The organism is Sanguibacter sp. Z6_81, from assembly GCF_057180625.1.
Genome location: NZ_JBXUFV010000005.1, coordinates 111,980 through 137,003, shown reverse-complemented (window position 1 = coordinate 137,003; position 25,024 = coordinate 111,980). Strand labels below are relative to the sequence as shown.

The 25,024-nt window shown below is 72.4% G+C and carries 18 protein-coding genes and 2 tRNA genes; 13 read left to right on the top strand and 7 right to left on the bottom strand.

Going from position 1 to position 25,024, the window contains the following annotated elements:
• Positions 1-18: 18 nt before the first annotated feature.
• Positions 19-91 (bottom strand) — tRNA-Arg (locus AC2AXK_RS13285).
• A 524-nt stretch (positions 92-615) separates the two neighbouring features.
• Here AC2AXK_RS13285 and AC2AXK_RS13280 point away from each other — a divergent pair.
• Entirely contained in the window at positions 616-4,869 is a 4,254-nt protein-coding gene (locus AC2AXK_RS13280) for a hypothetical protein (protein ID WP_484345860.1), read from the top strand.
• 9 nt (positions 4,870-4,878) lie between these two features.
• A complete protein-coding gene (locus tag AC2AXK_RS13275; RefSeq protein ID WP_484345859.1) occupies positions 4,879-5,121 on the top strand; it encodes a hypothetical protein in 243 nt (80 codons plus the stop codon).
• A 42-nt stretch (positions 5,122-5,163) separates the two neighbouring features.
• Here AC2AXK_RS13275 and mscL read toward each other — a convergent pair whose 3' ends face one another.
• The 3 genes from mscL to AC2AXK_RS13260 all read right to left on the bottom strand — a co-directional run bounded on the left by mscL (position 5,164) and on the right by AC2AXK_RS13260 (position 6,931).
• Complete coding sequence (gene mscL, locus AC2AXK_RS13270) at positions 5,164-5,649, bottom strand: large conductance mechanosensitive channel protein MscL (RefSeq protein WP_484345858.1); 486 nt, start codon at positions 5,647-5,649, stop codon at positions 5,164-5,166.
• A 25-nt stretch (positions 5,650-5,674) separates the two neighbouring features.
• A complete protein-coding gene (locus tag AC2AXK_RS13265; RefSeq protein WP_484345857.1) occupies positions 5,675-6,382 on the bottom strand; it encodes an SAF domain-containing protein in 708 nt (235 codons plus the stop codon).
• 153 nt (positions 6,383-6,535) lie between these two features.
• Positions 6,536-6,931, bottom strand: coding sequence for an FmdB family zinc ribbon protein (locus AC2AXK_RS13260; RefSeq protein WP_484345856.1), 396 nt, complete (start codon positions 6,929-6,931; stop codon positions 6,536-6,538).
• A 168-nt stretch (positions 6,932-7,099) separates the two neighbouring features.
• On the opposite strand from AC2AXK_RS13260, the gene AC2AXK_RS13255 reads away from it, so the two are divergent.
• A complete protein-coding gene (locus tag AC2AXK_RS13255; protein ID WP_484345855.1) occupies positions 7,100-9,739 on the top strand; it encodes a penicillin acylase family protein in 2,640 nt (879 codons plus the stop codon).
• Between the two features lie 12 nt (positions 9,740-9,751).
• Here AC2AXK_RS13255 and AC2AXK_RS13250 read toward each other — a convergent pair whose 3' ends face one another.
• Positions 9,752-10,393 carry a 5-formyltetrahydrofolate cyclo-ligase gene (locus AC2AXK_RS13250; protein ID WP_484345854.1) on the bottom strand — a complete coding sequence of 214 codons (642 nt, stop codon included), beginning with the start codon at positions 10,391-10,393 and terminating at the stop codon, positions 9,752-9,754.
• 114 nt (positions 10,394-10,507) lie between these two features.
• On the opposite strand from AC2AXK_RS13250, the gene AC2AXK_RS13245 reads away from it, so the two are divergent.
• The 5 genes from AC2AXK_RS13245 (at position 10,508) to AC2AXK_RS13225 (ending at position 15,194) form a co-directional block, all read left to right on the top strand.
• Entirely contained in the window at positions 10,508-11,746 is a 1,239-nt protein-coding gene (locus AC2AXK_RS13245) for a molybdopterin molybdotransferase MoeA (RefSeq protein WP_484345853.1), read from the top strand.
• A gap of 38 nt (positions 11,747-11,784) precedes the next feature.
• Complete coding sequence (locus AC2AXK_RS13240; RefSeq protein WP_484345852.1) at positions 11,785-12,498, top strand: GNAT family N-acetyltransferase; 714 nt, start codon at positions 11,785-11,787, stop codon at positions 12,496-12,498.
• A gap of 83 nt (positions 12,499-12,581) precedes the next feature.
• Entirely contained in the window at positions 12,582-13,742 is a 1,161-nt protein-coding gene (locus AC2AXK_RS13235; protein ID WP_484345851.1) for a hypothetical protein, read from the top strand.
• A 91-nt stretch (positions 13,743-13,833) separates the two neighbouring features.
• A tRNA-Ala gene (locus AC2AXK_RS13230) sits at positions 13,834-13,909 on the top strand.
• 211 nt (positions 13,910-14,120) lie between these two features.
• On the top strand, positions 14,121-15,194 hold the full coding sequence (locus AC2AXK_RS13225; RefSeq protein WP_484345850.1) for a fatty acid desaturase family protein: 1,074 nt from the start codon (positions 14,121-14,123) through the stop codon (positions 15,192-15,194).
• Between the two features lie 36 nt (positions 15,195-15,230).
• On the opposite strand, the gene AC2AXK_RS13220 is transcribed toward AC2AXK_RS13225, so the two are convergent.
• Positions 15,231-16,889, bottom strand: a complete 1,659-nt coding sequence (locus AC2AXK_RS13220) for a dolichyl-phosphate-mannose--protein mannosyltransferase (protein ID WP_484345937.1) — start codon at positions 16,887-16,889, stop codon at positions 15,231-15,233.
• 52 nt (positions 16,890-16,941) lie between these two features.
• Between AC2AXK_RS13220 and rsmI the strand changes: the two genes are divergently transcribed.
• Positions 16,942-17,790: a 16S rRNA (cytidine(1402)-2'-O)-methyltransferase gene (gene rsmI, locus AC2AXK_RS13215; protein ID WP_484345849.1), complete on the top strand. Its 849-nt coding sequence runs from the start codon at positions 16,942-16,944 to the stop codon at positions 17,788-17,790.
• Between the two features lie 72 nt (positions 17,791-17,862).
• Here the strand turns inward: rsmI and AC2AXK_RS13210 are convergent, their stop codons facing one another.
• A complete protein-coding gene (locus AC2AXK_RS13210; RefSeq protein WP_484345848.1) occupies positions 17,863-18,456 on the bottom strand; it encodes an isochorismatase family protein in 594 nt (197 codons plus the stop codon).
• Positions 18,457-18,527: 71 nt separating this feature from the next.
• Here AC2AXK_RS13210 and AC2AXK_RS13205 point away from each other — a divergent pair, with 71 nt between their 5' ends.
• From AC2AXK_RS13205 to metG, 4 genes are all read left to right on the top strand, one after another.
• Positions 18,528-19,721 carry an aminotransferase class I/II-fold pyridoxal phosphate-dependent enzyme gene (locus AC2AXK_RS13205; RefSeq protein ID WP_484345847.1) on the top strand — a complete coding sequence of 398 codons (1,194 nt, stop codon included), beginning with the start codon at positions 18,528-18,530 and terminating at the stop codon, positions 19,719-19,721.
• Positions 19,722-19,732: 11 nt separating this feature from the next.
• Positions 19,733-21,034 carry a PQQ-dependent sugar dehydrogenase gene (locus AC2AXK_RS13200; RefSeq protein ID WP_484345846.1) on the top strand — a complete coding sequence of 434 codons (1,302 nt, stop codon included), beginning with the start codon at positions 19,733-19,735 and terminating at the stop codon, positions 21,032-21,034.
• A 137-nt stretch (positions 21,035-21,171) separates the two neighbouring features.
• Positions 21,172-23,310 carry a DEAD/DEAH box helicase gene (locus AC2AXK_RS13195; protein WP_484345845.1) on the top strand — a complete coding sequence of 713 codons (2,139 nt, stop codon included), beginning with the start codon at positions 21,172-21,174 and terminating at the stop codon, positions 23,308-23,310.
• A gap of 19 nt (positions 23,311-23,329) precedes the next feature.
• On the top strand, positions 23,330-25,024 hold the full coding sequence (metG, locus tag AC2AXK_RS13190; protein ID WP_484345844.1) for a methionine--tRNA ligase: 1,695 nt from the start codon (positions 23,330-23,332) through the stop codon (positions 25,022-25,024).

Genomic DNA, 25,024 nt, shown 5'->3' with positions numbered 1-25,024 from the left:
GTGCCGCCTTCTGACGTGTGCGCCCGGGCAGATTCGAACTGCCGACACCCGCTTTAGGAGAGCGGTGCTCTATCCCCTGAGCTACGGGCGCGTGAGCGGGTCCAGGCTACCTGACGGTGGCCGGAGAGCCGGTGACGAAGCCGTTGCGGCAGTCCTGGGTGCTGTGAGACCCGTGACGTGCTGGTGTTCCTGACGTCTGCGGGTCCGTGCTCATTGACTCCCGGTACGTGAACATGGACACTTTTCCACGACAGTGCGTGCCGCCTGCCCCCTGCGCGGCACGCACTGTTCTCGTACCGTCCGCAGGACCGCAGGCCGAGCCGCCGGACGGGCGGCGCGATCGGGCCGGGGCGCCCCGCCCGTCGCCCCCGCCGAAGGCCGCCGGTCGCCCCCGCCGAAGGCCGCCGGCCACCGTGCACGGAGCGCCCGGACGGTCCTCGTGCGGTGCCATTTCAGGTCTCGTCGGCGCGCCAATCGCCCGCGGGCACGACCAGCGGTTAGCGTGCCAGGGTGACTGCTCCCGAACGCGATCAGGCGCCGGGTACGCGACGTGCCGCGGTGACCCCGCACGCCACGAGTCCGCGAGACCACACCCAGTCGGAGGAACCCGCCGAGATGACCAGCGACACGATGGCGACCCGTTCGCCCGGCGACGACGCGGACACACCAGCGCCCGCTCCGGCGCCCACGGTCGTCCGGCCACCGAGCGCGGCGGAGCTCGTCCACCGAGCCGTCGAGGGGTGGCGCACCACGCTCGTCGCCCTGGCCGGCGGGTCGAGCCTTGCCGACGTCGGTCTCCTCGGTGACGCCGTCCTCGACCTCACGGCGGCGCACCCCTCCGGGATCGCGCAGCTCTTCGCCGGCCGGGGGACCCGCCTGGCGAACATCTTCCGCGAGGGTGGGTCGCTGCCCGTGGCGCGACGTCGTGCCCGCGCCGTGTCCCAGCGTTCGCAGGAGCAGGCGGAGCGGTACGGCGTCGCGCCCACCTACCTGGCGATTGGTGTCGCCACCTGGACCGAGTACACGGTCGACGAGGCCGCGGACGACATGGCTGCGCTCGCCCGTGCGACGGGCAGCGGCACGGTGAGCAGCCGCTCCGCCTACGACGACGCGGCGGCGCCCGCGACGACGACGTCCGGCCGGGGCGTCGGCCGGACGGTCCGAGCACCCGTGCTCCTGCGCCCGATCAGCATCCACGCCCGGGGCGGCGGCGAGACCGACTACGAGCTCACCCTCGAGCCGACGGCGGAGATCAACCCCGTGCTCTCCCGCGCGCTGCGCTCCCGCGGGGCGCTGCTCGACCCCGCCGCGCTGGCCCGCGGCGCCTTCACCGGCTCCGGGTTCGACCCCTCCACCGCGCTCGACCGCATCAACTCCCTCGGTGGCGCCGTCCTCAACGACTTCACGCTCGCCGACAAGCTGCTCGTCGGCACGTTCGTCCATCCCGGCCAGATGCTCGTCGATGATCTCGACGACCTGTCCGTCGGCCTCGAGCGGCACGAGATCATCGCTGCGCTCGCGGGGGACGGTCCCTCGGCCGACGCGCTCCGGCACCCGCTGCCGCCCGTCCGGGCGGAGGACGCCGAGCCCAACATGGAGCGTGGCGTGGGGGACCTCGACCCCTCGGGCCGGCGGGTGCTCGATGCGCTCGCCAGCGGCAGCCACCTGTTCGTCGACGCGCCCGTCGGCGCTGACTCGACGGGTGCGGTGGCAGCCGTCGTCGCGGAGGCGGCGGCCATCGGTCGGAGCGTGCTCTACGTGCCCGGTCACCGGCGGGCGGCCGACGCGCTGACCGTCCGGCTGGCCGAGCTGGGCCTCGACGACCTGCTGCTCGACGTCACGCCCAACCCGAGCTGGCGCACGGCCGTCTCGCGCCGTCTCCTCGGGGCGATGACGCTCGAGCCCCCACCGGTCGACGCCGCAGCCATCGCTGAGACACGCCTCCAGCTCGTGGAGACGCGCACCCGGTTGGCGCGGATGATCGACGCGCTCCACGAGGTCCGCCAGCCGTGGGGGATCTCCGCCTACGACGCGCTGCAGGCGCTCGCGCGCCTCACGGCCGAGCGGCCGGCGCCGTCCACGACCACGCGCCTGGACGCGGCGACGGTGAGCCGCGTGGCCGCCGTGCGCCCCACGGTCGGCGCCGACCTCGTGCGTCTCGCGGACCTCGACGGCTTCACGCTGCGACCAGCGTCCACGCCCTGGTACGGCGCGGACATCGAGACCGACGAGGTCGCGCAGGACGCCGTGACCCGCATCGAGCGGCTCCTCGACGTCACGCTGCGCGACCTGCGCACCCAGGTCGCTGCCGTCGCGGAGGACACCGGGCTCGTCACACCGCGCACGCTCGCCCAGTGGGGCGAGCAGCTACGGATGCTCGACGGGATGCGCTCCACGCTCGACGTCTTCCAGCCTCTCGTGTTCGAGCGGACGGCGGACGACCTCGTCGCCGCGACGGCCACCCGTCAGTGGCGCGCCGCCCAGGGGATCGAGATGCGACGCCTGCACCGCCGACGTCTCGTGCGGCGCGCCAAGGACATGCTGCGCCCCGGGACACGGGTGCCCGATCTCCACGCGGCCCTCCTGCAGGTGCAGAAGCAGCGCGACGCGTGGGCCGCGCACTCCCAGAGCGGTGGGTGGCCGCGGTTGCCCGAGCGCCTCGACACCATCGAGGCGACCTACGCGTCGGTGGTCGCCGACCTCGAGGTCCTCGGCACGGTGCTGGCTACCACGCCCGGCGCGGAGGACCTCACCACGGCGCCCCTCGGTGACCTCACCGAGCGCCTGCAGCGCCTGCTGGACGACAGGGGTGCTCTCGCCGAGCTGCCGGAGCGTACGCGCCTGCAGCGTCGGCTCGTCGGGCTCGGGCTCCGTGACCTGCTCGACGACCTCGCTGCCCGACGCGTGGACCTCGCGGTCGTCGAGGCCGAGCTCGACCTCGCGTGGTGGAGCTCGGTGTTCGAGCAGATCATCGCGGCGGACCCCGACCTCGCCGGCGTCGACGGCCACGGCATCGAGATGCTCGCCGAGCGGTTCCGACAGCTCGACCGCGCGCATGTCGAGTCCCTCGCCACCCCGATCCGCGCCGCAGCGGTCCACCAGCTGCACGGTGCACTGCGGGACAACCGTGACCAGGCTGAGGGCCTGTTCGCCCAGCTCGTCGAGGAGCGGCTCGCGAGCATCCGCACCGCCAACGACGACTTCGGCGACGTCATCCGCAAGCTGCGCCCCTGCCTCATCGCGACGCCGACGCTCGTCCCGCACCTGCTGCCGGCGCACCGGACCGTCGACCTCGTCATCCTCGACGCGGTGCAGCAGCTGCCCGTGGAGTCGGTCCTCTCGGCGATCGCCCGGGGGCGGCAGGTCGTCGTCGTCGGCGATGCGCGGTGCGCGTCGGGAGAAGCGGTGCGCAACCTCTCCCGGCTGCTTCCCACGGTCGCCCTCGCTGGTGACGCGTCACGGCGCGACCCCCTGCTCACCTCGTTCCTCATCGAGCACGGGTATGCCGGCGTGCTGCGGCCCATGCCCCTGCCATCGGCGGAACAGCTCGTGACGTTCGACGTCGTCGACGGGACCGGGATGCCCGACTCGTCGTCCGGCGCCGTCGAGTCCACCCAGGCCGAGGTCGACCGCGTCGTCGAGCTCGCCATCAACCACGCGCTGGACCGCCCCGAGGAATCCCTCGCGGTCGTCGCCGGGTCCCGGGTGCACGCGGACCGCATCCGCGACGCGCTGCTCGCACAGGTCCGGCAGAACGCCGCCCTCGGCACCTTCTTCGACCCGCGCCGACGCGAACCGGTGGTCGTCGCCGACCTCATGGGCGTCGCCGGACTCAGCCGCGACGCGGTGATCTTCTCGCTCGGGTTCGGGCGCACCCCGCACGGTCGCGTGCTCCACCGCTTCGGCGAGATCTCCGGCCCGACGGGCGACGCGTTGCTCCTCAACGCACTCGGCGCGACACGCCGCAGGCTCTCCGTCGTCGCGTGCTACGGCATGCAGGACCTCGACCCCGAGCGGCTGCGGGGCGACGGGGCGAAGCTGCTCGGCGCACTCCTGGAGTTCGCGGAGAACCGGCCGACCGACATCGGGGCCGAGGGCGTCGGCACCACGGCGCCCCGACCGCAGCCAGACCGGCTCCTCGTGGATCTTGCCGAGCGGCTCTGGCGCACCGGGCTCACCGTCGAGACCCAGCACGGTGCACCGGGTGGCGAGCACATCCCGCTCGTCGTCGGTCACCCTGACCTGCCCGGGGAGCTTCTCGTCGCCGTCCTCACCGACGACGACGCCTACATCGCCGAGCGAAGCATCCGGGTCCGCGACCGTCAGCGTGCCGAGCGTCTCGAGCGGCTGGGCTGGCACGTCGTCCAGGTGTGGTCCGTGGCGCTGTTCCTCGACCCGGAGCGCCAGGCCAACCGCATCCGCGAAGCCGTCTTCGAGATCGAGGCGCGACGCCGCGCGGCCCGGCAGCCCGTGACGGGAGCCCTGCCGATGGTGAGCAGCGTGACCGGGGAGGCGCTCGCCGAACTCGCCGCGGCGGACGACGGCTCAGGAGAGAGCGACCTCGTCGACCCGTCGGCCCCGGTCGTCCTCCCGGCAGCTGCCGACGAGGTCGGCGAGACAGGCGCCCGTGAGGCCGGCACCGTGGCGCCGTCGGCCCGCGGCCCTCGCCCCGACGTGGAGCCCGGTCTCCCGATCGCCGCGTACGGCGACGACCAGCTGGACGAGCTCGTCGAGTGGATCGTGTCCGACGGCGTGGAGCGCGACCACGAGCAGCTCGGGCTCGAGGTGCGGACCGAGCTCGGGGTGACGAGGCGCAGCGCGCGCGTCGACACCGCGGTCTCGAGCGCGGTCCGCCGGTACCACGGCTAGGACGGCCGGGTGAGCGCGCACGACCCCGGCGCCCCGGTCGATCCGGCCCCGATCGATCCGACGCCGGACGAGACGGCGCCGCGGCGCCGACGTGGCCACCGCCGGGTGGTCAGGGAGGGCGCCGAGGTCCCTGGTGCCGCAGACGGACCGGCGCCCTGGGACGCGTCGTCGGACGAGGAGTCCGCGCAGCGGGACGCGCGCGCCGACTCCAACGACGCACGCCTCGCCGAGGACGTTCCGCCGCACTGGTGAGGAACCGGGCCCGACGGGCCGCGCGAGCGAAGTGCCGGTCCGTCAGTACCCGGTCGGCTGCGCCGGGGGCGCAGGCGGCGTCCGCCCGGTGCCCTGGTCCGTCCCGGCCGTGCCCGGTCCGCTCGGACCCGTCCCGCGCTGGGCCGCGAGCAGGTCGCGGATCTCCTGGAGCAGGATGACATCTTCCGCGGGCGCCTCCGGCTCGTCGACGAGACCGCGCTTACGCAGGTTCTGCAGCTTGTTGAGGGGCAGCACGACGAAGAAGTAGAGCGCGGCAGCGACGATGAGGAAGTTGATGAGCTGGGTGAGGATCAGCCCGAAGCGGAAAACCGCCCCGTTGATCGTCAGCTCGAGCGATCCGTCGAGGCTCGGTTGGCCGAAGACGGCGGCGATGAGGGGCCCGATGAACCCGTCGACAAAACTCTCCACGAGCGACGCGAACGCCGCACCGATGACGATGCCGACGGCGAGGTCGATGACGTTGCCGCGCATGATGAACTCTTTGAACCCGTTGAGCACGTTCTTCATGGTTTCTCCCGTCTCCAGACATCGATCATTGCACGAGGACGGCGCTGATCGGCGTCCAGCCGGTGACGTTGGCCAGCAAGGTGGCCTCCTCCGCGGACACCGCCACGAGGAGCAGGTCCGACGGGGTGTCGTCAGCGGCCGCGCCACCGAGCGAGATCCCCGCGTTCTCGCCCGTGTCGGTGCTGGGGGACGGCACGGGGAGCACGAGCGCCCGCCGGGCGAGGTACGTCGCCGCGCCTGACGAGCCCCGGTCGTCGGGTGCGGCGACGCTCGGTGCGAGCAGGTCCACCCGCACCCCGGGTTCGAGCACCGCCCGCAGCGCCGGTTCGGCGAGCCGCACCGCGGCGATGACCGATCCTGCAGGGACCGAGGACGTGATGTCCGGCGCAGCGAGGACGGTCTCGCTGACGACGGTCCCCGGCGCGAGGGCAACAGTCGCGGTCCGCCCGACGGCTTCAGCAGCCGTACCGAGGGCGTCGCCGGGGACAGCGTCGGGTGCCACGCGGACCTCGCGGACGTCGCTGCGGGTGAGCACGTGACCGGCGGGTACACCTGCCGCGAGAGTGATCATCGGCTGGGTGTGCGGGGGCGGGGGCCGGAGCTGGTGCACGGTCACGGAGGCTGCGACGCCGAGCAGGCATGCCGCAAGGAGGAACCGCAGCTTCCACACCCAGGAGCGCCACCGGCGTCGGGCGCGTGGGAACGGCGAGGAGCGGGACGGGAGCGTCGTCATGCACGGGACGGTACGAGCGGCGCACCGCACCTCCGGCCCTGGCGCAGTGTGCTGTGGGTGCGTGGCCCGGGGTGCGCACCTGTGGGGGAGACGCTGTGAGGCGGACGCGCTGTGTGTGTGGGACTCCGTGCACGGAGTCCCACACGGTGGGGTCTAGGAGGAGGAGCCGGACGAGGCAGGAACCGACGCGCTGCTCGACCCTGACGAGCCACCGGACGCCGACGCGCTCGACGCCCCACCAGACGTCCCAGACGTCGAGGAGTCGCCGGACGTGGAGGTGCTCGACGAGGATCCCGCCGACGCCCCCGAGGTGCTCGACGTCGAGTCGGACGAGCCTGACCGTCCGGCACCGTCCCCCGAGCGCTTCGACTTCGCCTTGTTGTCCGTGCGGTAGAAGCCGGAGCCCTTGAAGACCACGCCGACGGGCGAGAACACCTTCCGCAGCCGACCGGCACACTCCGGGCAGACCGTGAGCGCGTCGTCGGCGAAGGACTGCTGGATGTCGAAGCTGTGACCGCACGCGGTGCACGTGTACGCGTAGAGGGGCACGGATTCTCCTCAGAGATGGCGCGGGCAGCGGCCCGCGAGAGGTGTTCGGACGCCGCGGGAGGGCTTGGCACTCGCAGCGGCTGAGTGCTAATGATACGCCGGTGCGCGACGAGGACGGACAGGTCTCGTGGCGAGGCGGGCCATGAGGGGACGCAGTAGTCTCGGGGCGTGTCCCGTCGCAACGTCTACCTCCGCCGTTCCCTCGTCGGGATCGCGGGGGCACTGTTCCTCGCCCTCCTCGCGGCCGTGGTCGCCGCCGTCGTCATCACGCGCGAGCCGCTCCCGCGGACGGACGGTGAGCTGACGGTCAGCGGCCTCACCGACCCCGTCCGGGTGGTGCGGGACGGGCAGGGTGTCCCGCACATCTACGCCACGACCTCCGCCGACCTCTTCATGGCACAGGGGTTCGTCCACGCCCAGGACCGCTTCTTCGAGATGGACTACCGGCGCCACGTCACGGCGGGCCGCGTCGCCGAGCTGGTCGGTGACGACGAGACCGCCATCGAGGCGGACACGATCATCCGCACCTTCGGCTGGCGCGACGTCGCAGAGCAGGAGTGGGAGCTCCTCGACCCGCAGACCAAGGCCTACCTGTCCGCGTACGCCGACGGCGTCAACAGCTACCTCGGCACCCGTGACGCGAACGACCTCGCGTTCGAGTACACCGTCCTCGGCGCGCGTGTGACGGTGACGGAGCCCGAGGAGTGGGACCCCGTCGACTCGCTCGCCTGGCTCAAGGCCATGGCATGGGACCTGCGGGGGAACTACGACGACGAGCTCGACCGGGCGCAGAGCTATCTGAGCATCGGTGACGTCGCCCGGGTGGAGGAGCTCTTCCCGGCCTATCCCGAGACGACCAACCCACCGATCCTCGACGGGCCCGCTGCCCAGGCGAACCTCGACGTCGCCACGGCCCAGGCCCTCGCGGAGGCCGCCGCGGCGGAAGGGCTCGCCGACGACTCCCAGGAGGATGCGCCCCCCGCCGCCGACGACCAGTGGTACGCCGACGACGCCGCCGTGGATGCCGCCATCACCTCCGCCGCGCGCGCCGTCGACGCCGTCCCCGTCCTCGTCGGCAGCGGTGAGGGCGTCGGGTCGAACTCGTGGGTGGTGTCGGGCCAGCACACCGAGACGGGTCTGCCCATGCTGGCCAACGACCCGCACCTCGCGCTCGCAGCCCCGGGGATCTGGTCCCAGGTGGGACTCCACTGCACGGAGGTGTCGGACGAGTGCCCCTTCGAGGTCGGCGGCTTCTCCTTCGCCGGGTTCCCGGGCGTGATCATCGGGCACAACTCCTCGCTCGCCTGGGGGATCACCAACCTCGGCGCGGACGTCACCGACTTCTTCGTCGAGCGTGTCGTGGACGACGGGTACGAGCGCGACGGCACGATCGTCCCGTTCACCACCCGCACGGAGACCATCAAGGTCAACGGCGGTACGGACGTCGAGATCGACGTGCGTTCGACCGTGCACGGGCCGATCATCTCCGACGTCCTCGAGGTGAGCGCCGTCGGCGGCGTGCCCACCGAAGAGACCGCGTCGAGCGGCCGTCCCGTCGCCGTGTCGCTCGGATGGACCGCACTGACGCCCGGCCGCACGGCAGAGGCGGTCTTCGCGCTCAATCTCGCCACGAGCGCGGCCGACATCGCGGCGGCGGCGGCGTTGTTCGAGGTCCCGTCGCAGAACATCGTCTTCGCGACCGTCGACGGACACATCGGGTACCAGGCGCCCGGCCGCATCCCCGTCCGTGCTGAGGTGCCGGGGGTGCTGCCCTCCGACGGAACATGGCCGCGACCCGGCTGGGACAGCCGGTACGACTGGCAGGGATACGTCGACAGTGCGGCGATGCCTGCGGTGCTCGACCCCCCCGAGGGCTTCATCGTCGCCGCCAACCAGGCCGTGGCGCCGGCGGGCGCGGGCCCGTTCCTCGCTCTCGACTGGGACCACGGCTTCCGGTCCGAGCGCATCCGTGAGCTCCTCGCGGCGGAGATCGAGGCTGGGCGACCGTTGACCACGCAGACCATGGCCGCGATCCAGAACGACGAGCACAACCCGTACGCCGAGATCCTCGTCCCGACGCTCCTCGAGCAGAAGATCCCCAACACGTTCGACCGGGCAGGGCAGGGCCTCCTCGTCGACTGGGACTACACCCAGGCCGCGGACTCTGCAGCGGCTGCCTATTTCTCCGCCGTCTGGGCAGAGCTCCTCGTCCTGACGTTCCACGACGAGCTGCCCGACTCCGCGCTCCCTGACGGCAGCAGCCGCTGGCTCGAGGTCGTCCGCCTGCGCCTCGACGACCCGACGAGCGCGTGGTGGGACGACCGCACGACGGTGAACGTCGTGGAGACCCGTGACGAGATCCTCACCCAGGCGCTCGTGACGGCCCGCGCCTCGCTCACGACGTCCCTCGGGAGCGAGGCCGAGGAGTGGGAGTGGGGTCGCCTGCACCGGCTGGCCCCGGAGCACCCCGTCCTCGGGGGCGGGTCCGTGCCGGCGCTGGTGCGCACGTTCGTCAACCCGTCTCCGGTCGACCTCGGCGGAGGCTCGTCGATCGTCAACGCCACGAGCTGGGATGCCTCCACCGGCACGTTCGACGTGACGTCGGGACCGTCGATGCGGATGGTCGTGGACCTCGACGACCTCGACGCGTCCACCTGGGTCGTCGTCACCGGAGTCTCAGGTCACCCGGCCAGCCCGCACTACGCGGACCAGCTCTCTGCGTGGGCGCAGGGGGAGTCGTACACCTGGGCGTTCTCGCCCGACGCGGTGGAGGAGGCGGCGCAGGACGAGCTCATGCTCGTCCCGTGACGGACGCAGCGTTCAGACCCGTCCAGGCACCCAGTCCCAGCCGGACGGGGTCGCGAACCCGTCGACGGGGCGGTCGTGGCGCTCGTGGGGCAGCGGACGCTCCGAAGCGTCGTAGACCTCCTCGGGGAAGACGAGAGCGATGACGCGGACACCCGGACGGACGTGGACGAGCGTCCGGTCGTACCACCCGCCGCCCATGCCGAGCCGCGTGCCGGCGGTGTCGACCGCGAGCGCCGGTGCGATGACGACGTCGGCCATCTCGAGCGCGGACATGCCCAGCGGCGGGGTGCTCGGCTCCGGCGGTCGGCCGGGCGCGCGTTGCAGGAGGTCGTCCAGCCCCGCGTACTCCGCCCAGTCCCGTTGCAGCCCGGCACCGAGGACCGGCAGGAGGATCCGCTTGCCGAGGTCGTCGAGCTCGTCCATGAGCGGCAGCGTCCCGGGCTCGTGGGTGCGTGAGGTGTACAACGCCACGACTCCGGCGTCCCGCACCTCGGGGATCGTCAGCACGGTCGCGGTGAGGAGCCGCGCGGCTTCGGCCCGCCGTCGTTCGCTGCGCGACTCGCGGGCTGCTCGGATCGCGCTCCGCAGTGCGCTCTTGGCGTCCTCTGCTTCGAGTGATCCGTTGATCGGGTAGGGCTGCACTGGACCGCTCATGCACACAGTGTCTCAAGGATTCTCGTGAAAATGGTGCAGATGGTGCCTCTGGGACCGCGGGCCGACCCCCCGGGCGTTCTCGACTAGCCTGTGCTGCATGACGAGCGGAGCGGCATGAGGAGCGTCCAGGACCAGCTCGCCGCGGTGCTCGCGGTCGCGAAGCCGGTCCCTGCGCTCGACGTCGTGCTCACCGACGCAGCCGGGTGCATCCTCGCGGCCGACATCGTCGTCACGGAGGATGTGCCGCCCCGTGCCACGGCCACCTGCGACGGGTACGCCGTGCGCTCGCAGGACCTCGGGACGGGCGCGGGCGAGGCTCCCGTGCTGCCCGTCGTGCACGACGTGTGGTCGGCGGCCGACGAGCCCTTCCGCCTCGCGCCGGGGCAGAGCGTCCGCGTGAGCTCTGGTGTGCCGATGCCCGTCGGTGCGGACACCCTCGTGCCCGTGTCGGCGACGGACCGCGGAGACGTCCGGGTGCGGATCTCGGGCACGTTCGGACCGGGGAGCAACGTCCGGGCGGCGGGCGCCGACGTGCGCGCGGGCGACGTCGCCCTGCGGGCCGGGACGCGGTTGGACGCGCGGCAGCTCGCGCTCGCGGCGAGCCTCGGGTACGCGAGGATCCGGGTCCACCCCGCGCCGCGGGTCGTCATCCTCCCCGTCGGCGACGAGCTCGTGCTCCCCGGGTCGAGCCGGCCCGGCGTGTTCGACGCCAACGGACCGTCGTTGCGCACCGCGGTGCAGGACACCGGTGCGGTCGCCATCCAGGTCCCGCCGGTGAGCGACGACCAGGGGAAGCTGCGGGACTCGATCGAGGACCAGCTCGTGCGTGCGGACCTGCTCCTGACGACCGGGGGCCTGAGCGAGGGAACCAACGACACGCTCAGGGGGGTGCTGGCGCAGCTCGGCGAGGTGCGGTTCGACCACGTGGCGATGCTCCCGGGCCGCAACCAGGGAGTCGGCACCGTCCGCGCCGGGATCGGTGGGTCCGACGGGGAGACCGTGCCGGTGTTCGCGCTGCCCGGCCACCCCGTCGCCGCCCAGGTGTCGTACGAGGTGTACGTCCGTCCGGCCCTGCGGGCCATGGCCGGCTACACCGAGATCTTCCGACCCTCCGTGGCCGCGCACGCGTCCGTGGGCTGGCGCAGCCCCGCCGGGATCAGGCAGTTCGTGCCGGCAACACTCGTCGGGACCCCGGAGGACGGCTATCACGTCACCCCGGTCGGTGATCCGACCCGTCTCGAGGAGCTCTCCGTCACGCACCTCGCCGCCGCGAACGCCCTCGCCGTCGTCCCGGAGGACGAGTCCGAGGTGCGTTTCGGCGACCGGGTGCACTGCCTCGTGCTCGAGGGGTGAGAGTGCGACTCTTCGGTCGGTCCCCCTACTGGCCCGTCATGCTCAGGGACGACTCGCTGGGCGAGCCCCCGGGCGGCTCTCTTCTCCTGCGCCCGTTGCGTCGCTCCGACGGCGAGCAGTGGTTGGCGCTACGAGGCGAGAACAGCGCGTGGCTGGATCCCTGGGAGGCGACGACTCCCGCGCCGACGGAGCGGCGCGGAGGTGCCCGGGACCGGCCACGGGGCGGGGCGGCCTACGGGCCGGGCCGACCCGGCAGGGATCGCCGACCCCCGACCTTCGCCGAGTACGCGGACCTCCTTGAGCGCGCGGCGCGGGACGGCACGACCCTGCCCTTCGCGGTGGAGTTCGACGGTGAGCTCGTCGGACAGCTCACCGTCTCCTCGATCACCTACGGATCCATGTGCTCCGCGAGCATCGGGTACTGGGTCGGTCGACACGTCGCTGGACGGGGCATCACCCCCACGGCGGTCGCCCTGGTCACGGACTACTGCTTCGCGGAGCTCGGCCTGCACCGGGTCGAGGTGAACATCCGACCGGAGAACGGTCCGAGCCTGCGTGTCGTCGAGAAGCTCGGGTTCCGGGACGAGGGCGTGCGGGTCGGGTACATCCACATCGGCGGGCAGTGGTGCGACCACCGGACCTTCGCGCTCACCGCGGAGGAGGTCGGTCCGCAAGGGCTTCTCGCTCGGTGGCGCCAGGGCTCCTGGCGGGGCCGCCCGCCGGATCTGCCGCCGACCCCAGACGTCGGGTGACGGGTCGACTCACACCCGTGTAACTTGTCGACACACCGGGGCGCGTCCGGCTGCGTCCTCGGGCGCTCGCCTACCGTCATGAGGTGGACTCACCGGCCGGCATCGTCGTCGTGGCGGTCGTCGTGCTCTGGCTCGCCTACCTCGTGCCACACCGGCTCAGGCAACGTCAGCAGCTGCTCGAGGCGCGTGTGGGGGACAGGTTCTCCGCGCGGCTCCGGGTGCTCGCGGTCGTGTCGGGGAATCCAGCTGATGCGGCTGCACGGGACATGGGGGCACGTGGCGTCATCGGCGACAGGCGGGGAGACTGCCCGGCGTCGAGCGGTTCGGCAACACTCTTGACACCGCCGTACGGGACCACCGTCCGGCCTGCACGGCATCATCCGGGAGGAGAGCAGGACATGGAACGACCACACCCCGAGACCGGTCCTGCCGAGAGCGACCAGGAGCGTCGTGCTGCTGCGGCCCGACGCCGCGCGGTGCTCGCCGCCACGCTCCTCCTGCTCCTCGTCGTCTCGATCCTGCTCGCTGCCGCCGGCGTCGTCTCAGCGTGGGTCGTCGTCGCTCCGGCGGCGCTGCTGCTCGCTGTCCTCGTCCTCGGCCGCCGCGCGGTCCGTGCTGCTCAGCGCCGGGACGTCGAGCGTGAGACGCGCCGACCGGCCTCGGCCGGAGGACGAGGCCCGGGCGGCCCGCGGCCGGGCGGGCGGGGTTCGGCCACCGGGCGCGCCGTGCACGGGTCGCAGTCGCACACCCAGCTCATCGCGCGCGTCGTGCCGCCGGATCGTCAGGACGGTTCGCCGCGTCCTTCGGCCGTCCTCGGCGACCGCGAGCGACCGGCCGACGGATCGCCGGCCGACCGGGCGGGCCGCGGCGCCCCCGCCCCGAAGGATGCCCGCCAGGAAGCGCCAGGGACGCAGGGGGTCCCTTCAGGCTCTGCTGCGCAGCGCAGCGGCGCACCTGACCCTGCCGGCGCCGTCGGGGACGGGAGCGATGCCGCCCCCGCCTGGGCGCCCGTCCCGGTACCGCGTCCCGTCTACACGATGAAGGCCGCGGCTCCTCGGTGGGAGCCCGCCCCGCTCACGGCAGAGCTCCAGCAGCTCACGGAGGCCCGCCGCGCTGAGATCGCCGCAGGTACGACGCTGCGTCCCGTGGCCGTCGTCGAGGAGACGGCCGACGAGCCGTCCCGCGACAGCCTCGGTGTCGACCTCGAGTCCGTGCTCGCACGGCGACGGGCTGCCGGTGCCTGAGACCGGGTAGTGAACACCACCTCTGCGGTGGTGCTAATCTAGTGAGCGCTTCGACGGAACCGGCCCCTGGTCGGCGACGCGGAGCGTGTGAGGGGCTATGGCGCAGTTGGTAGCGCGCTTCGTTCGCATCGAAGAGGTCAGGAGTTCGAATCTCCTTAGCTCCACCATCTCAGCACGATCGGGAAGCCCGTCCATCCGGACGGGCTTCTTTCGTCACCGGACGCTGTCGCGCTCCGGTGTTCGTCGAACCTCCGCATGACGTAGGTCCTTTGTCAGGACATCGTCGACCATCGGCACGTAGTCTTAGCGGCGACCGGCGTCGGGGCCCCGACGCGACCGACCGACGACTGGGATGTTATGACGGCTGAGAGCACTGTGATGGGACAGGACGAGACGGTGTCCGTCCGCGACCGCCAGGTCAGCGACTTCAGCGCTCTGACGCGCACCGTGCAGGAGACGGGTCTCATGCGGCGTCGTTACGGGCACTACTGGACACGGTTCGCCGTGCTCTGCGCGCTGCTCGCCGGTTGCGGCGTCGCGATGGTGATGATCGGCGACTCCTGGTGGCAGCTCGCCGTGGCCGGGGCACTCGGAGTGCTCTTCACGCAGTTCGCCTTCCTCGGGCACGACGCCGCGCACCGTCAGATCTTCAAGTCCGGCCAGTGGAACGACTGGGCGAGCCTCGTCATCGCGAACCTCTTCGGAGGGATGAGCTACGGATGGTGGTTGCACAAGCACTCCCGGCACCACGCGAAGCCGAACGTCCGCAACGTCGACCCCGACATCAACAACGGCGTGCTCGTCTGGGAGACAGACTCGCTCACCGAGACCAAGTCGGGTCTGCGCGCCTGGTTCGCCGCGAACCAGGGGTACCTGTTCTTCCCGCTCCTGCTCCTCGAAGGGCTCAACCTCCACGCGAGCGGCATCAAGACGATCTTCGGCCGCGAGCCGGTCAAGCGACGCTGGGTCGAGATGGCGTTCGTGACGTTCCGGCTCGTCGGGTTCGTCACCGCTGTCTTCCTCCTCATGCCTGTCGGCATCGGATTCGCCTTCCTCGCCGTGGAGCTCGGAGTGTTCGGGTTCCTCATGGGCGCGTCCTTCGCGCCGAACCACAAGGGCATGCCGATCGTCGCGCCGGACGTGAAGATCGACTTCCTGCGCCGTCAGGTCCTCATGTCCCGCAACATCGTCGGCGGCCGGTGGGTCGACGTCTTCATGGGCAGCCTCAACTTCCAGGTGGAGCACCACCTGTTCCCGAGCATGCCGAGCCCGGCCCTGCGCGAGGTCCGACCGATGGTCAAGGAGTTCTGCGCGCAGCGCGGCATCAAGTACACCGAGACGACCCTGGTCGAGTCCTACAAGATCGTCGTCCAGTACCTCAACCGCGTCGGGCTCGCCGCCCGGGACCCGTTCCAGTGCCCGCTCACGGCGCAGTACCGCTCGGCTCGCTGAGCGGTCTCGACGACGGCGGGGCCGGGTGCCCCGCGGTCACTTGATCCAGCTGGCGAACCACATGTGTGCTCGCCAGAACTCGATCGGCACCTCCATGGCCGTCCAGATCGGGTAGAAGAACCCGCTCGTGGCGACGAGGACCCCGAGCAGCACCGCGATGGCCCAGCGCCCCTGGCGCTGGGCCATCGGGCTCTCGCCGAGCCGCTCCCAGCCGACAGCGAGCGCCCAGGCCAGCGCGAGATACATCCACGGCGCGAACGCGATCGTGTAGAAGGTGAAGATCGTGCGGTCGGGAAAGAACAGCCACGGCACCCAGCCGGCGACGATGCCGGCCAGGACGGCGCCAGCACGCCAGTCCCGCCAGCGCAGGAGGCCGTAGACGGCGAGCAGGAGCGCGGCGGTCGCGAGCCACCAGACGAACGGGTTCCCGAGCGAGGTGATGGCCCGCACGCACACGTCCGCCCCGCAGTCACCGGCACCGTCGACCGTCTTGCGCCAGTAGAACGAGGTGGGTTGGAGCTGGAGCAGCCACCCCCACGGGTTCGACTCGTAGTCGTGCGGCGTCGAGAGCCCTCGGTGGAACTTGAGCATCGACGCGTGATACGCCCACAGCGAGCGCAGCGCGTCGACCGCACCCTCTAGGGCGTCGGGGAACCAGCCCGGGTACTCGCGGGGGTGGCTCGACGACCAGTCCCGGTCGTAGGACCGCGGTTGGGCGAACCACGCCCACCAGGATGCGAGGTACGTCAGGAGGACGACAGGGAGCATCGTCACTGCGGCGGGAATCGCGTCCCGCAGGACGGCGCCGAGCAGCCATCGTCGGATCCCCACGGTGCGTCGCGCCGCGGCGTCCCAGCCGACGGAGAGCAGGCACAGGACGGCGACGAAGTAGAGACCGGACCACTTCGTCCCGCACGCCAGACCGAGCGCCACCGCGGCAGCGATGCGCCACCACCGCCACCCGAGACCCGGCCCGAGCGCACCGGGATCCGTGCCGGCGTCGAGCAGGGCCGCCATGCGGTCCGCCAAGCGGCGCCGCGCCTGCGCGCGGTCGGCGACGAGGCAGGCGAAGGCGACGAGCACCCAGAACATGACGAAGCTGTCCAGCAGGCCCGTGCGGGCGTGCACGATGCCGACGCCGTCGATCGCGAACACGCCGCCGGCGATCACGCCGAAGGGGGTCGACCCCAGCACGCGTCGTGCGGTACGGGCGAGGATGAACACGGCGAGCACGCCCACGATCGCCGGGACGAGCCGCCACGCCCACGCGTTCTCCGGACCGGCGAGCCGCAGCCCGACCGCGATCATCCACTTGCCGACCGGCGGGTGCACCACGTAGTCCGCGCGCTCGAGGTAGACCTGCTGCACGCCGCGTTCGAAGTTCGCGTCCGGGTCCTCGGGCCAGTCGGCCTCGTACCCCTCCATGAGCAAGGAGTACGCGCCCTTGACGTAGTAGGTCTCGTCGAAGACGAGGGTGCTCGGACGTCCGAGGTCCACGAGGCGCAGGACCGCCGCGAGGAGCGCGACGGCAGCGGGGCCGGCCCACCCCCAGAAGCGGTCACGCGCCGTGGCACCCAGTGCCAGCTCACGCGCAGGGACGAGCATGCGCAGGAGCCGCTGGGCGGTGCCGTCCTCCCCGGTCGTCCCGGGCGACGGTCTGTCCTGCGCATCGGTCTCGCTCGTCACGCACGTCATCGTATGCGGGACCGCCACCGGTCCCTCCTCCGGGGCGTGGCAGGCTTGCCCCATGACAGGCCGCCTCGTTCTTGCCGCGACTCCCATCGGCGACGTGGAGGACGCCTCGCCGCGTCTGCGTCGGCTGCTCGTCGAGGCGGACGTCGTCGCTGCCGAGGACACCCGCCGCCTCCACGCGCTGGCAGGCCGCCTCGAGCTGCGCATCGGCGGACGCGTCGTGAGCTATCACGAGCACAACGAGTCAGCGCGGGCTGACGAGCTGCTCGACGTCGTCGCGCAGGGGGGCACGGTCCTCGTCGTCACCGACGCCGGGATGCCCAGCGTCTCGGACCCCGGTTTCCGCGTCGTCGGCGCAGCCATCGAGCGTGGGCTCCCGGTGACGACGGCCCCTGGTCCGAGCGCTGTCCTCGCGGCGCTCGCGGTGTCGGGGCTGCCGACGGACCGCTTCTGCTTCGAGGGGTTCCCCCCGCGCAAGCCGGGGGAGCGGGCGCGCGCGTTCCAGGTGCTCGCCGACGAGCGCCGCACGATGGTCTTCTTCGAGAGCCCGCACCGCGTCGACCAGACGCTGGCCGCGATGGCCGAGGCCTTCGGCGCGGACCGCCCGGCTGCCGTGTGCCGCGAGCTGACGAAGACGTACGAGGAGGTGCTGCGCGGCGGCCTCGGCGAGCTCGCGGAGCGTGCCGCTGCCGAGCAGCTGCGCGGGGAGATCTCGGTGGTGGTGGCGGGAGCGCCGGGGCGGGCGCCAGCCTCGACGGCCGACCTCGTCGCCGAGGTCCTCGCGCGTGTGGACTCCGGGGAGCGGCTCAAGGAGGCTGTCGCGGAGGTCGCGGCAGCGTCCGGCGTCGTCAAGCGCGACCTCTACGCGGCGGCGCTCGCCGCGAAGGCGCCGCGCACCCCCTGACACCCCGTCGACTCCGTCGGTCGGGGTGCAGACCTCGTCGGACCCGCCGGCACGACACCCGGGCCGGTCACGTCACACGGTGTCGCTCGTCGCGAGGTGCACGCCGGCGGCTGCGAGCTCGGTGCGGGCCGCGGCCCCGAGCTCCGGTGTCACCGGGACCGTGAGGTCGGTGAGGACGCGCGTCGCCAGGCCGAGGGCGTGCGCGTCGAGGGCCGTCGCCCGCACGCAGTGCGACTCGGCGATGCCCACGACGTCGACCCGGGTGACCTGCGCCTCGAGGAGGATGTCGGCCAGTGCGCGGCCCCCGGCGTCGCGTCCCTCGAAGCCGGAGTAGGCGGCCTGGTACTCGCCCTTCTTCACGCTCACCTCCGGCTCGAGCGTCGCGAGCGCGGGGTGCAGCTCGGCCTCGGCGGTGCCGGCGATGCCGTGCGGGGGCCACGTGTCGACGAAGTCCGGGGTGTCGCTGAAGTGCGGGCCCGGGTCGATGTGCCAGTCCTGGGTGGTGACGACGAGGTCGTACTCGGAGCGGTGCTCGGCGGCGTAGCGGGCGATGCCCTCCGCCACGGCGTCACCACCCGTCACAGCGAGGGCGCCGCCCTCGCAGAAGGTGGGTTGGACGTCGACGACGAGGAGTGCGCGGTGCGTGCGCTCGGGTGCTTCGGCCATCTGCCCAATGTAGCGGCGCCCCGCGTGAGCGGCCCGGGGTCGCGTGGCGGTCCGCTTGTATTCTCGGTGGTATGCCCCGTGACATCGAGTTCCGCCGGATTCCCGGACTGCCGCCGTACGTGTTCACGATCATCGACTCGCTCAAGCTCGCGGCACGCCGGGAGGGGCGGGACATCATCGACCTCGGGTTCGGCAACCCGGACCTGCCGAGCCCCCAGGTCGCGGTGGACAAGCTCGCCGAGGCTGCGCTCAACCAGCGCAACCACCGCTACTCGTCCTCGCGCGGGATCCCCAAGCTGCGCCAGGCCGTGGCCGACCTCTACCAGCGGCGGTTCGGGGTGGCGCTCGACCCCGAGACCCAGATCATCTCGACGATCGGTGCGAAGGAGGGCTTCAGCCACCTCATGTGGGTGCTGCTGCAGCCCGGGGACGCGGCGATCGTCCCGACGCCGAGCTACCCCATCCACATCTGGGGCCCGTACTTCGCGGGAGCCGACGCCCGGCAGGTCCCGATCGGTGACGGCACCGACGCCGCCGGGTTCATCGACCGGGTCATGGAGGCGTGGGAGCTCGGCTGGCCCAAGCCCCGCGTCGTCGTCCTGAGCTTCCCGCACAACCCGACGACGACCGTCGCGCAGCTGAGCGACCTGCAGCGCCTCGTCGACTGGGCGCGCGACCGCGACGTCGTGCTCGTCCACGACCTCGCCTACGCCGACATGACGTTCGACGGGTTCGAGCCGCCGTCGATCATGCAGTGCGAGGGTGCGACCGAGGTGGCCGTCGAGCTGTACTCCATGACGAAGTCGTACTCGATGGCCGGGTGGCGCGTCGCGTTCCTCGTCGGCCGGGCGGACGTCGTCGCGGCGCTCGCGAAGCTCAAGAGCTACCTCGACTACGGCACCTTCCAGCCCATCCAGATCGCGGCGACCGTGACGCTCAACGAGGCCGTCGACTTCCCGCGGGAGGTCTCGGACGTCTACGAGTCACGCCGCAACGCGCTGTGCGACGGGCTCGCGCGGATCGGGTGGGACGTGCACAAGCCCGGGGGCACGATGTTCGTGTGGGCGCGCATCCCCGAGGCGTACCGGGAGATGGGGTCCATCGAGTTCGCCACGCACGTCATCGCGGAGTGCGACGTCGCAGTCTCCCCGGGTGTCGGGTTCGGCGCGGGGGGCGACGAGTTCGTGCGGTTCGCGCTCATCGAGAACGAGCACCGCATCGGTCAGGCCGTGCGCGGGCTGAAGAAGGGGTTGACGCGGCTGTGAGGTCTGCTCGGGTGCGTGCCGTGACCGTGGGGACGGCGCTCGCCGTCGCGGCGCTCTCGGCGTGCGCGGGAGACCAGACGCCGAGCGCCCCGGACCCGACGCCGACGGCGTCTGCGTCACCGGAACAGGACCCGGCGCCCGAGCCCGAGCCCGACGAGGAGGGACCGCGCGCCCCGGTGGTGCCGCTCGTGGAGGCCCAGGTGACCGGCGCTGTCGCGACGGACCTCGCTGCGCCCTGGGGCCTCGCGGAGCTCCCTGACGGAGGCTGGCTCGTGAGCGAGCGCGACACGCGGTCGCTCCTGCTGGTGCGACCCGGCGCAGCGCCCGTGGTGATCTCGGGCGACGGCGCGCAGGACCTCCTCGAGGGGACGTCGGGCGACGGCGAGGGAGGTCTCCTCGGGGTGGCCGTCTCCCCGGACGTCGCGACAGACGGACGCGTGTACGTGTACCGGACCGCCGACGACGGCAACGAGGTGCTGCACGGCGAGCTCACCGGTACGGTGCTGGGTCCGCTGACCCCGGTGCTCTCCGGGATTCCCGCTGCGGGCAACCACAACGGGGGTCAGCTGGCGTTCGGGCCCGACGGGCACCTCTACGTCTCGACCGGGGACGCGGGCGTGCCGGACGCCGCCCAGGACCCGGACTCGCTCGCCGGGAAGATCCTGCGCATCACCGCCGACGGTGCGGTGCCCGCGGACAACCCGCTGCCCGGGTCGCCGCTGTGGAGCCTCGGCCACCGCAACGTGCAGGGGATGGGGTGGTCGGCGGACGGGCGCATGTTCGCCTCCGAGTTCGGGCAGTCGACCGTCGACGAGCTCAACCTCGTCGTCCCGGGGGGCAACTACGGCTGGCCCGACGTCGAGGGCGCGTCGGGTGCGCGGGATGACGGGGGCACCGACGCCGACGCTGAGGACGCGGACGGTGCCGAGGGGGCCGCGGGCACCACGCACGACGTGGAGGCCGCAGCCGGGGACGGTGCCGTCCCCGGGACGCTCGTCGGGCCCTCGGGATTCGTCGAGCCGCTCGTCACGTGGCCGACGTCGCAGGCGTCGCCGAGCGGGCTCGCCGTGACGGACGAGGGGGTGTATCTCGCCTGCCTGCGCGGGCAACAGCTGTGGCGCGTACCGCTGGCCGAGCAGGGCGTGGGAGAGCCGCAGGCGTTGCTCAGCGGGACGCACGGCCGGCTGCGCGCCGTGGTGGTTGCCACCGACGGCACGTTGCGCGTGCTCACCAACAACACCGACGGGCGGGGCGCGCCGCGCGAGGGTGACGACCAGCTCCTCGCCGTGACGATCACCCCGGGTCCCTCCTGACCGCGCCGGGCCGTCCGGCGCGCGACCTCCTCGACCGGCACCGGCACCTCGCGGAGCGCGCGCGGGCCGCCCTGGACGACGTCGACGGCGCCCGGCTCGAGGTCGCCGCACTCGTCGAGGAGGACCGCGAGGCGGCCGTGCGCCGCGAGCTCGCCCGCATCGGCGTGGACCGCCTGGGTGAGCTCACCGACAAGAACCTCCGGGTCCGCGCGCTCCTCGACGCGGGCTACGCGACGGCGCTCGACGTCTACCGGGCGGGCCCGGACGAGCTCGAGCAGCACGACGGTGTCGGTCCGCACACCGCCCGGGGGGTCGTCGCCGCGACCCACCAGCTGGCTGAGGTGGTGCGTGCCGGGGTCCGTACCCGGATCCGGTTCCGTCCGGCGCGGCACCTCCCGGACGAGCCGTCTGACCCCGGCGACGACGCACCCGGGACGGACCAGGGGCCGGGGACCGCTCTCCTGGGGGCCCTGCAGCGGGTGCTGCACCTCGGGCCGCTCGTCGAGCCGCACCGCCGGGATCTCGACGACTATGCGCGTGCGGTGACGGACCTGCGGCGTTCCGCGCATCCCGCGACGAACCGCCTGACGTGGCTCCTGCGAAGCCCGACGACGAAGGAGCGGGCACGCACGGCTCTCGCGACGCTGGCCGGGTGGGACGGGTGGCTCACCTCCACGGGACTCCCGGAGACGGTCGACGGCCTCACCGCGGAGCGGGAACGGCAGCGCCCGGGTCCGGTGGCGCTCTGGGACGACTTCGAGCGCAGGTCCGTGGAGTACTACACCGTGCTCGGCGAGATCGTGCCGACCGCCGACGTGGCCCTCGCGCACGGGATGCTCCCGACCGAGCTCGCTGAGCGTGTCGAGGCCCACCCGCTCGACCAGTCGCTCCTGCGCGTGCGCCTGCGGGGCTACCAGGCCTTCGGCGCGAGGTTCGCGCTCAACCAGGGCAGGGCGCTCCTCGGGGACGAGATGGGGCTCGGGAAGACCGTGCAGGCGATCGCTGCCCTCGCGCACCGGGCTGCCGCTGGTGACCGGCACCTGCTCGTCGTGTGCCCCGCGAGCGTCCTCGTCGGATGGCTGCGCGAGATCGCGACGCACTCGCACCTCGTCGCGCACCGCGTGCACGGCCCCGACCGGGAGGCGGCGGCCGCCGCATGGCTGGCGAGCGGCGGCGTCGCCGTGACGACGTTCGACGGGCTGCAGCACGTGCCCGAGCCCGGGCCGGACGACACCTGGGAGGTCGGCATGCTCGTCGTCGACGAGGCCCACCTCGTGAAGAACCCGGCCGCGCAGCGGTCCCAGGCTGTGGCGCGACGTGCCACGGCGTGCTGGCGGGTCCTGTTCCTCACCGGCACCCCCATGGAGAACCGGCTCGAGGAGTTCCTCGCGCTCGCGCGCTACCTCCAGCCCGGCCTCGTCGACCGGGTGCCGAGGCACCTCGCCCTCGTCGGCGCCGACCGGTTCCGTCAGGAGGTGGCACCGGTGTACCTGCGACGCAACGCCGAGGACGTCCTCGTGGAGCTCCCGGAGCTCGTGCGGGTGGACGAGTGGGAGGAGCTCACCGAGGTTCAGGAGGCGGCCTACCGGGCAGCGGTCGCCGGCGGGAACCTCATGGCGATGCGCCGCGCCGCCTACGCCGGGCACGGGGACCGCACGTCCGACGCAGCGACGTCTCCCGACGAGCCGTACGGCCCGGGGAAGCTCGGGCGGTTGCTCGAGATCGTCGCGGAGGCGCGCGACACCGGCCGCAAGACTCTCGTCTTCTCGTTCTTCCGTGACGTCGTCGACGTCGTGGCGGCTGCAGCCGCGGACGTGACGACCGTGCACGGCCCCCTCACGGGTTCTGTGCCGGCCGCACGACGGCAGGAGGTCGTCGATGCCTTCTCCGCGGCTCCGCCCGGCGCCGTGCTCGTCGCCCAGGTGCAGGCGGGCGGGGTCGGGCTCAACGTCCAGGCGGCCAGCGTCGTCGTCCTCTGCGAGCCGCAGCTCACCCCCACGACCGAGGCCCAGGCGGTCGCGCGCGCCCACCGGATGGGCCAGGTCCGCACCGTGCACGTCCACCGCCTGCTCGTCGAGGGCACCGTCGACGAGCGTCTCCTCGAGATCCTCGAGGAGAAGGAGCGGGTGTTCGACGAGTACGTGCGGGACTCCGACCTCGCGGCGAGCACCACCTCCGCGGTCGACGTGACCGAGGCGCAGCTCGCCCGCGAGGTCGTCGCTGCCGAGCAGGCACGCTGGGGATACGGCCCGGTCTGGGACGAGCTGCAGGCCTGAGCGCTCTACGATGGGGGCCATGGCCACCGCAGGAAACCCCGACTCCGCAGACCGGGGCGACGCCCCCAGCAGCCCCGCGTCGTTCTACCTGACGACCCCGATCTACTACGTCAACGACGCCCCGCACATCGGTCACGCGTACACGACCGTCGCGGCAGACGTCCTCACCCGGTGGCACCGGCAGCGCCAGGAGGACGTCTGGTTCCTCACCGGCACCGACGAGCACGGCCAGAAGGTCATGCGGACCGCCGAGGCGCACGGCGTGTCACCGCAGGAGTGGGCGGACCGGCTCGTCACGACGTCGTGGCAGCCCGTCCTCGGCACGCTCGACGTGCGCAACGACGACTTCATCCGCACGACGCAGGCGCGCCACACCACCCGGGTCCAGGCGTTCATCTCCGAGCTCTACGCCAAGGGCGAGATCTACGCGGGGTCCTACGAGGGTCCCTACTGCGTGGGCTGCGAGGAGTACAAGCTCCCCGGGGACCTCGTCGACGGCACCGGTGACCTCGCGGGGGAGAAGCTCTGCCCGGTCCACGGCCGTCCGGTCGAGATGCTCTCGGAGCAGAACTACTTCTTCCGCATGAGCGCCTACGCGGACCGCCTCCTGGCGCTCTACGAGGAGCACCCGGAGTTCGTGCAGCCCGCGAGCGCACGCAACGAGGTCATCGGGTTCGTCAAGCAAGGGCTGCAGGACCTGTCGATCTCCCGGTCGACGTTCGACTGGGGCATCCCGATCCCCTGGGACTCCGAGCACGTCCTGTACGTGTGGTTCGACGCTCTGCTCAACTACATGACGGCCGTCGGGCTCGGTGCGACGCCGGAGGACGACCCGGAGGCCGCTGCGCAGTTCGCCCGGCGCTGGCCCGCCGCGGTCCACCTCGTCGGCAAGGACATCCTGCGGTTCCACGCGGTCATCTGGCCGGCGATGCTCATGGCGGCGGGGCTGCCCCTGCCGGGCACGGTGTTCGCGCACGGCTGGCTGCTCGTGGGCGGCGAGAAGATGAGCAAGTCCAAGCTCACGGGTATCGCACCGAGCCAGATCATCGACCACTTCGGCTCCGACGCGTTCCGCTACTACTTCATGCGGGCGATCCCGTTCGGGTCGGACGGCTCGTTCTCGTGGGAGGACCTCTCCGCCCGGTACAACGCCGAGCTCGCCAACGGGTTCGGCAACCTCGCATCCCGCGTCGCGGCCATGATCGGCAAGAACTTCGGCGGGGTGCTGCCCACGGCTGGTCCGGCGACCCCCGCCGAGGAGGCGCTGCAGGCCGTCGCGGAGAAGGCCGTCGCCGACGCGGAGGCTGCCATCGACGCGATCTCGCCGAACGAGGCGATCAACGCCGTCTGGACGCTCGTCGACGCCACGAACATGTACCTCACGGAGACCGAGCCGTGGAAGGTCGCCAAGCAGCCCGGCGAGACGACGCCGGACGGCGGTGTCGACGGCGGGCGGCTCGCGACGATCCTCGTCACGGCTGCCGAGGCCCTGCGGGCGCTCGCGGTGCTCCTCAACCCGGTGGTGCCGCGCGCTGCGGAGCAGCTGTGGGTGCTGCTCGGCGCGGAGGAGCCGCTCGGCCCGCTCGGTGCTCAGCCCGTGGCGTCCGCGGCGCGGTTCGGGCTCCTGCCGCCGGGGACCCGGGTGACCAAGGGCGCTTCGCTCTTCCCGAGGCTCGAGGAGCCGGTGGACGCGACCGCACCTGCCGCGGACTGA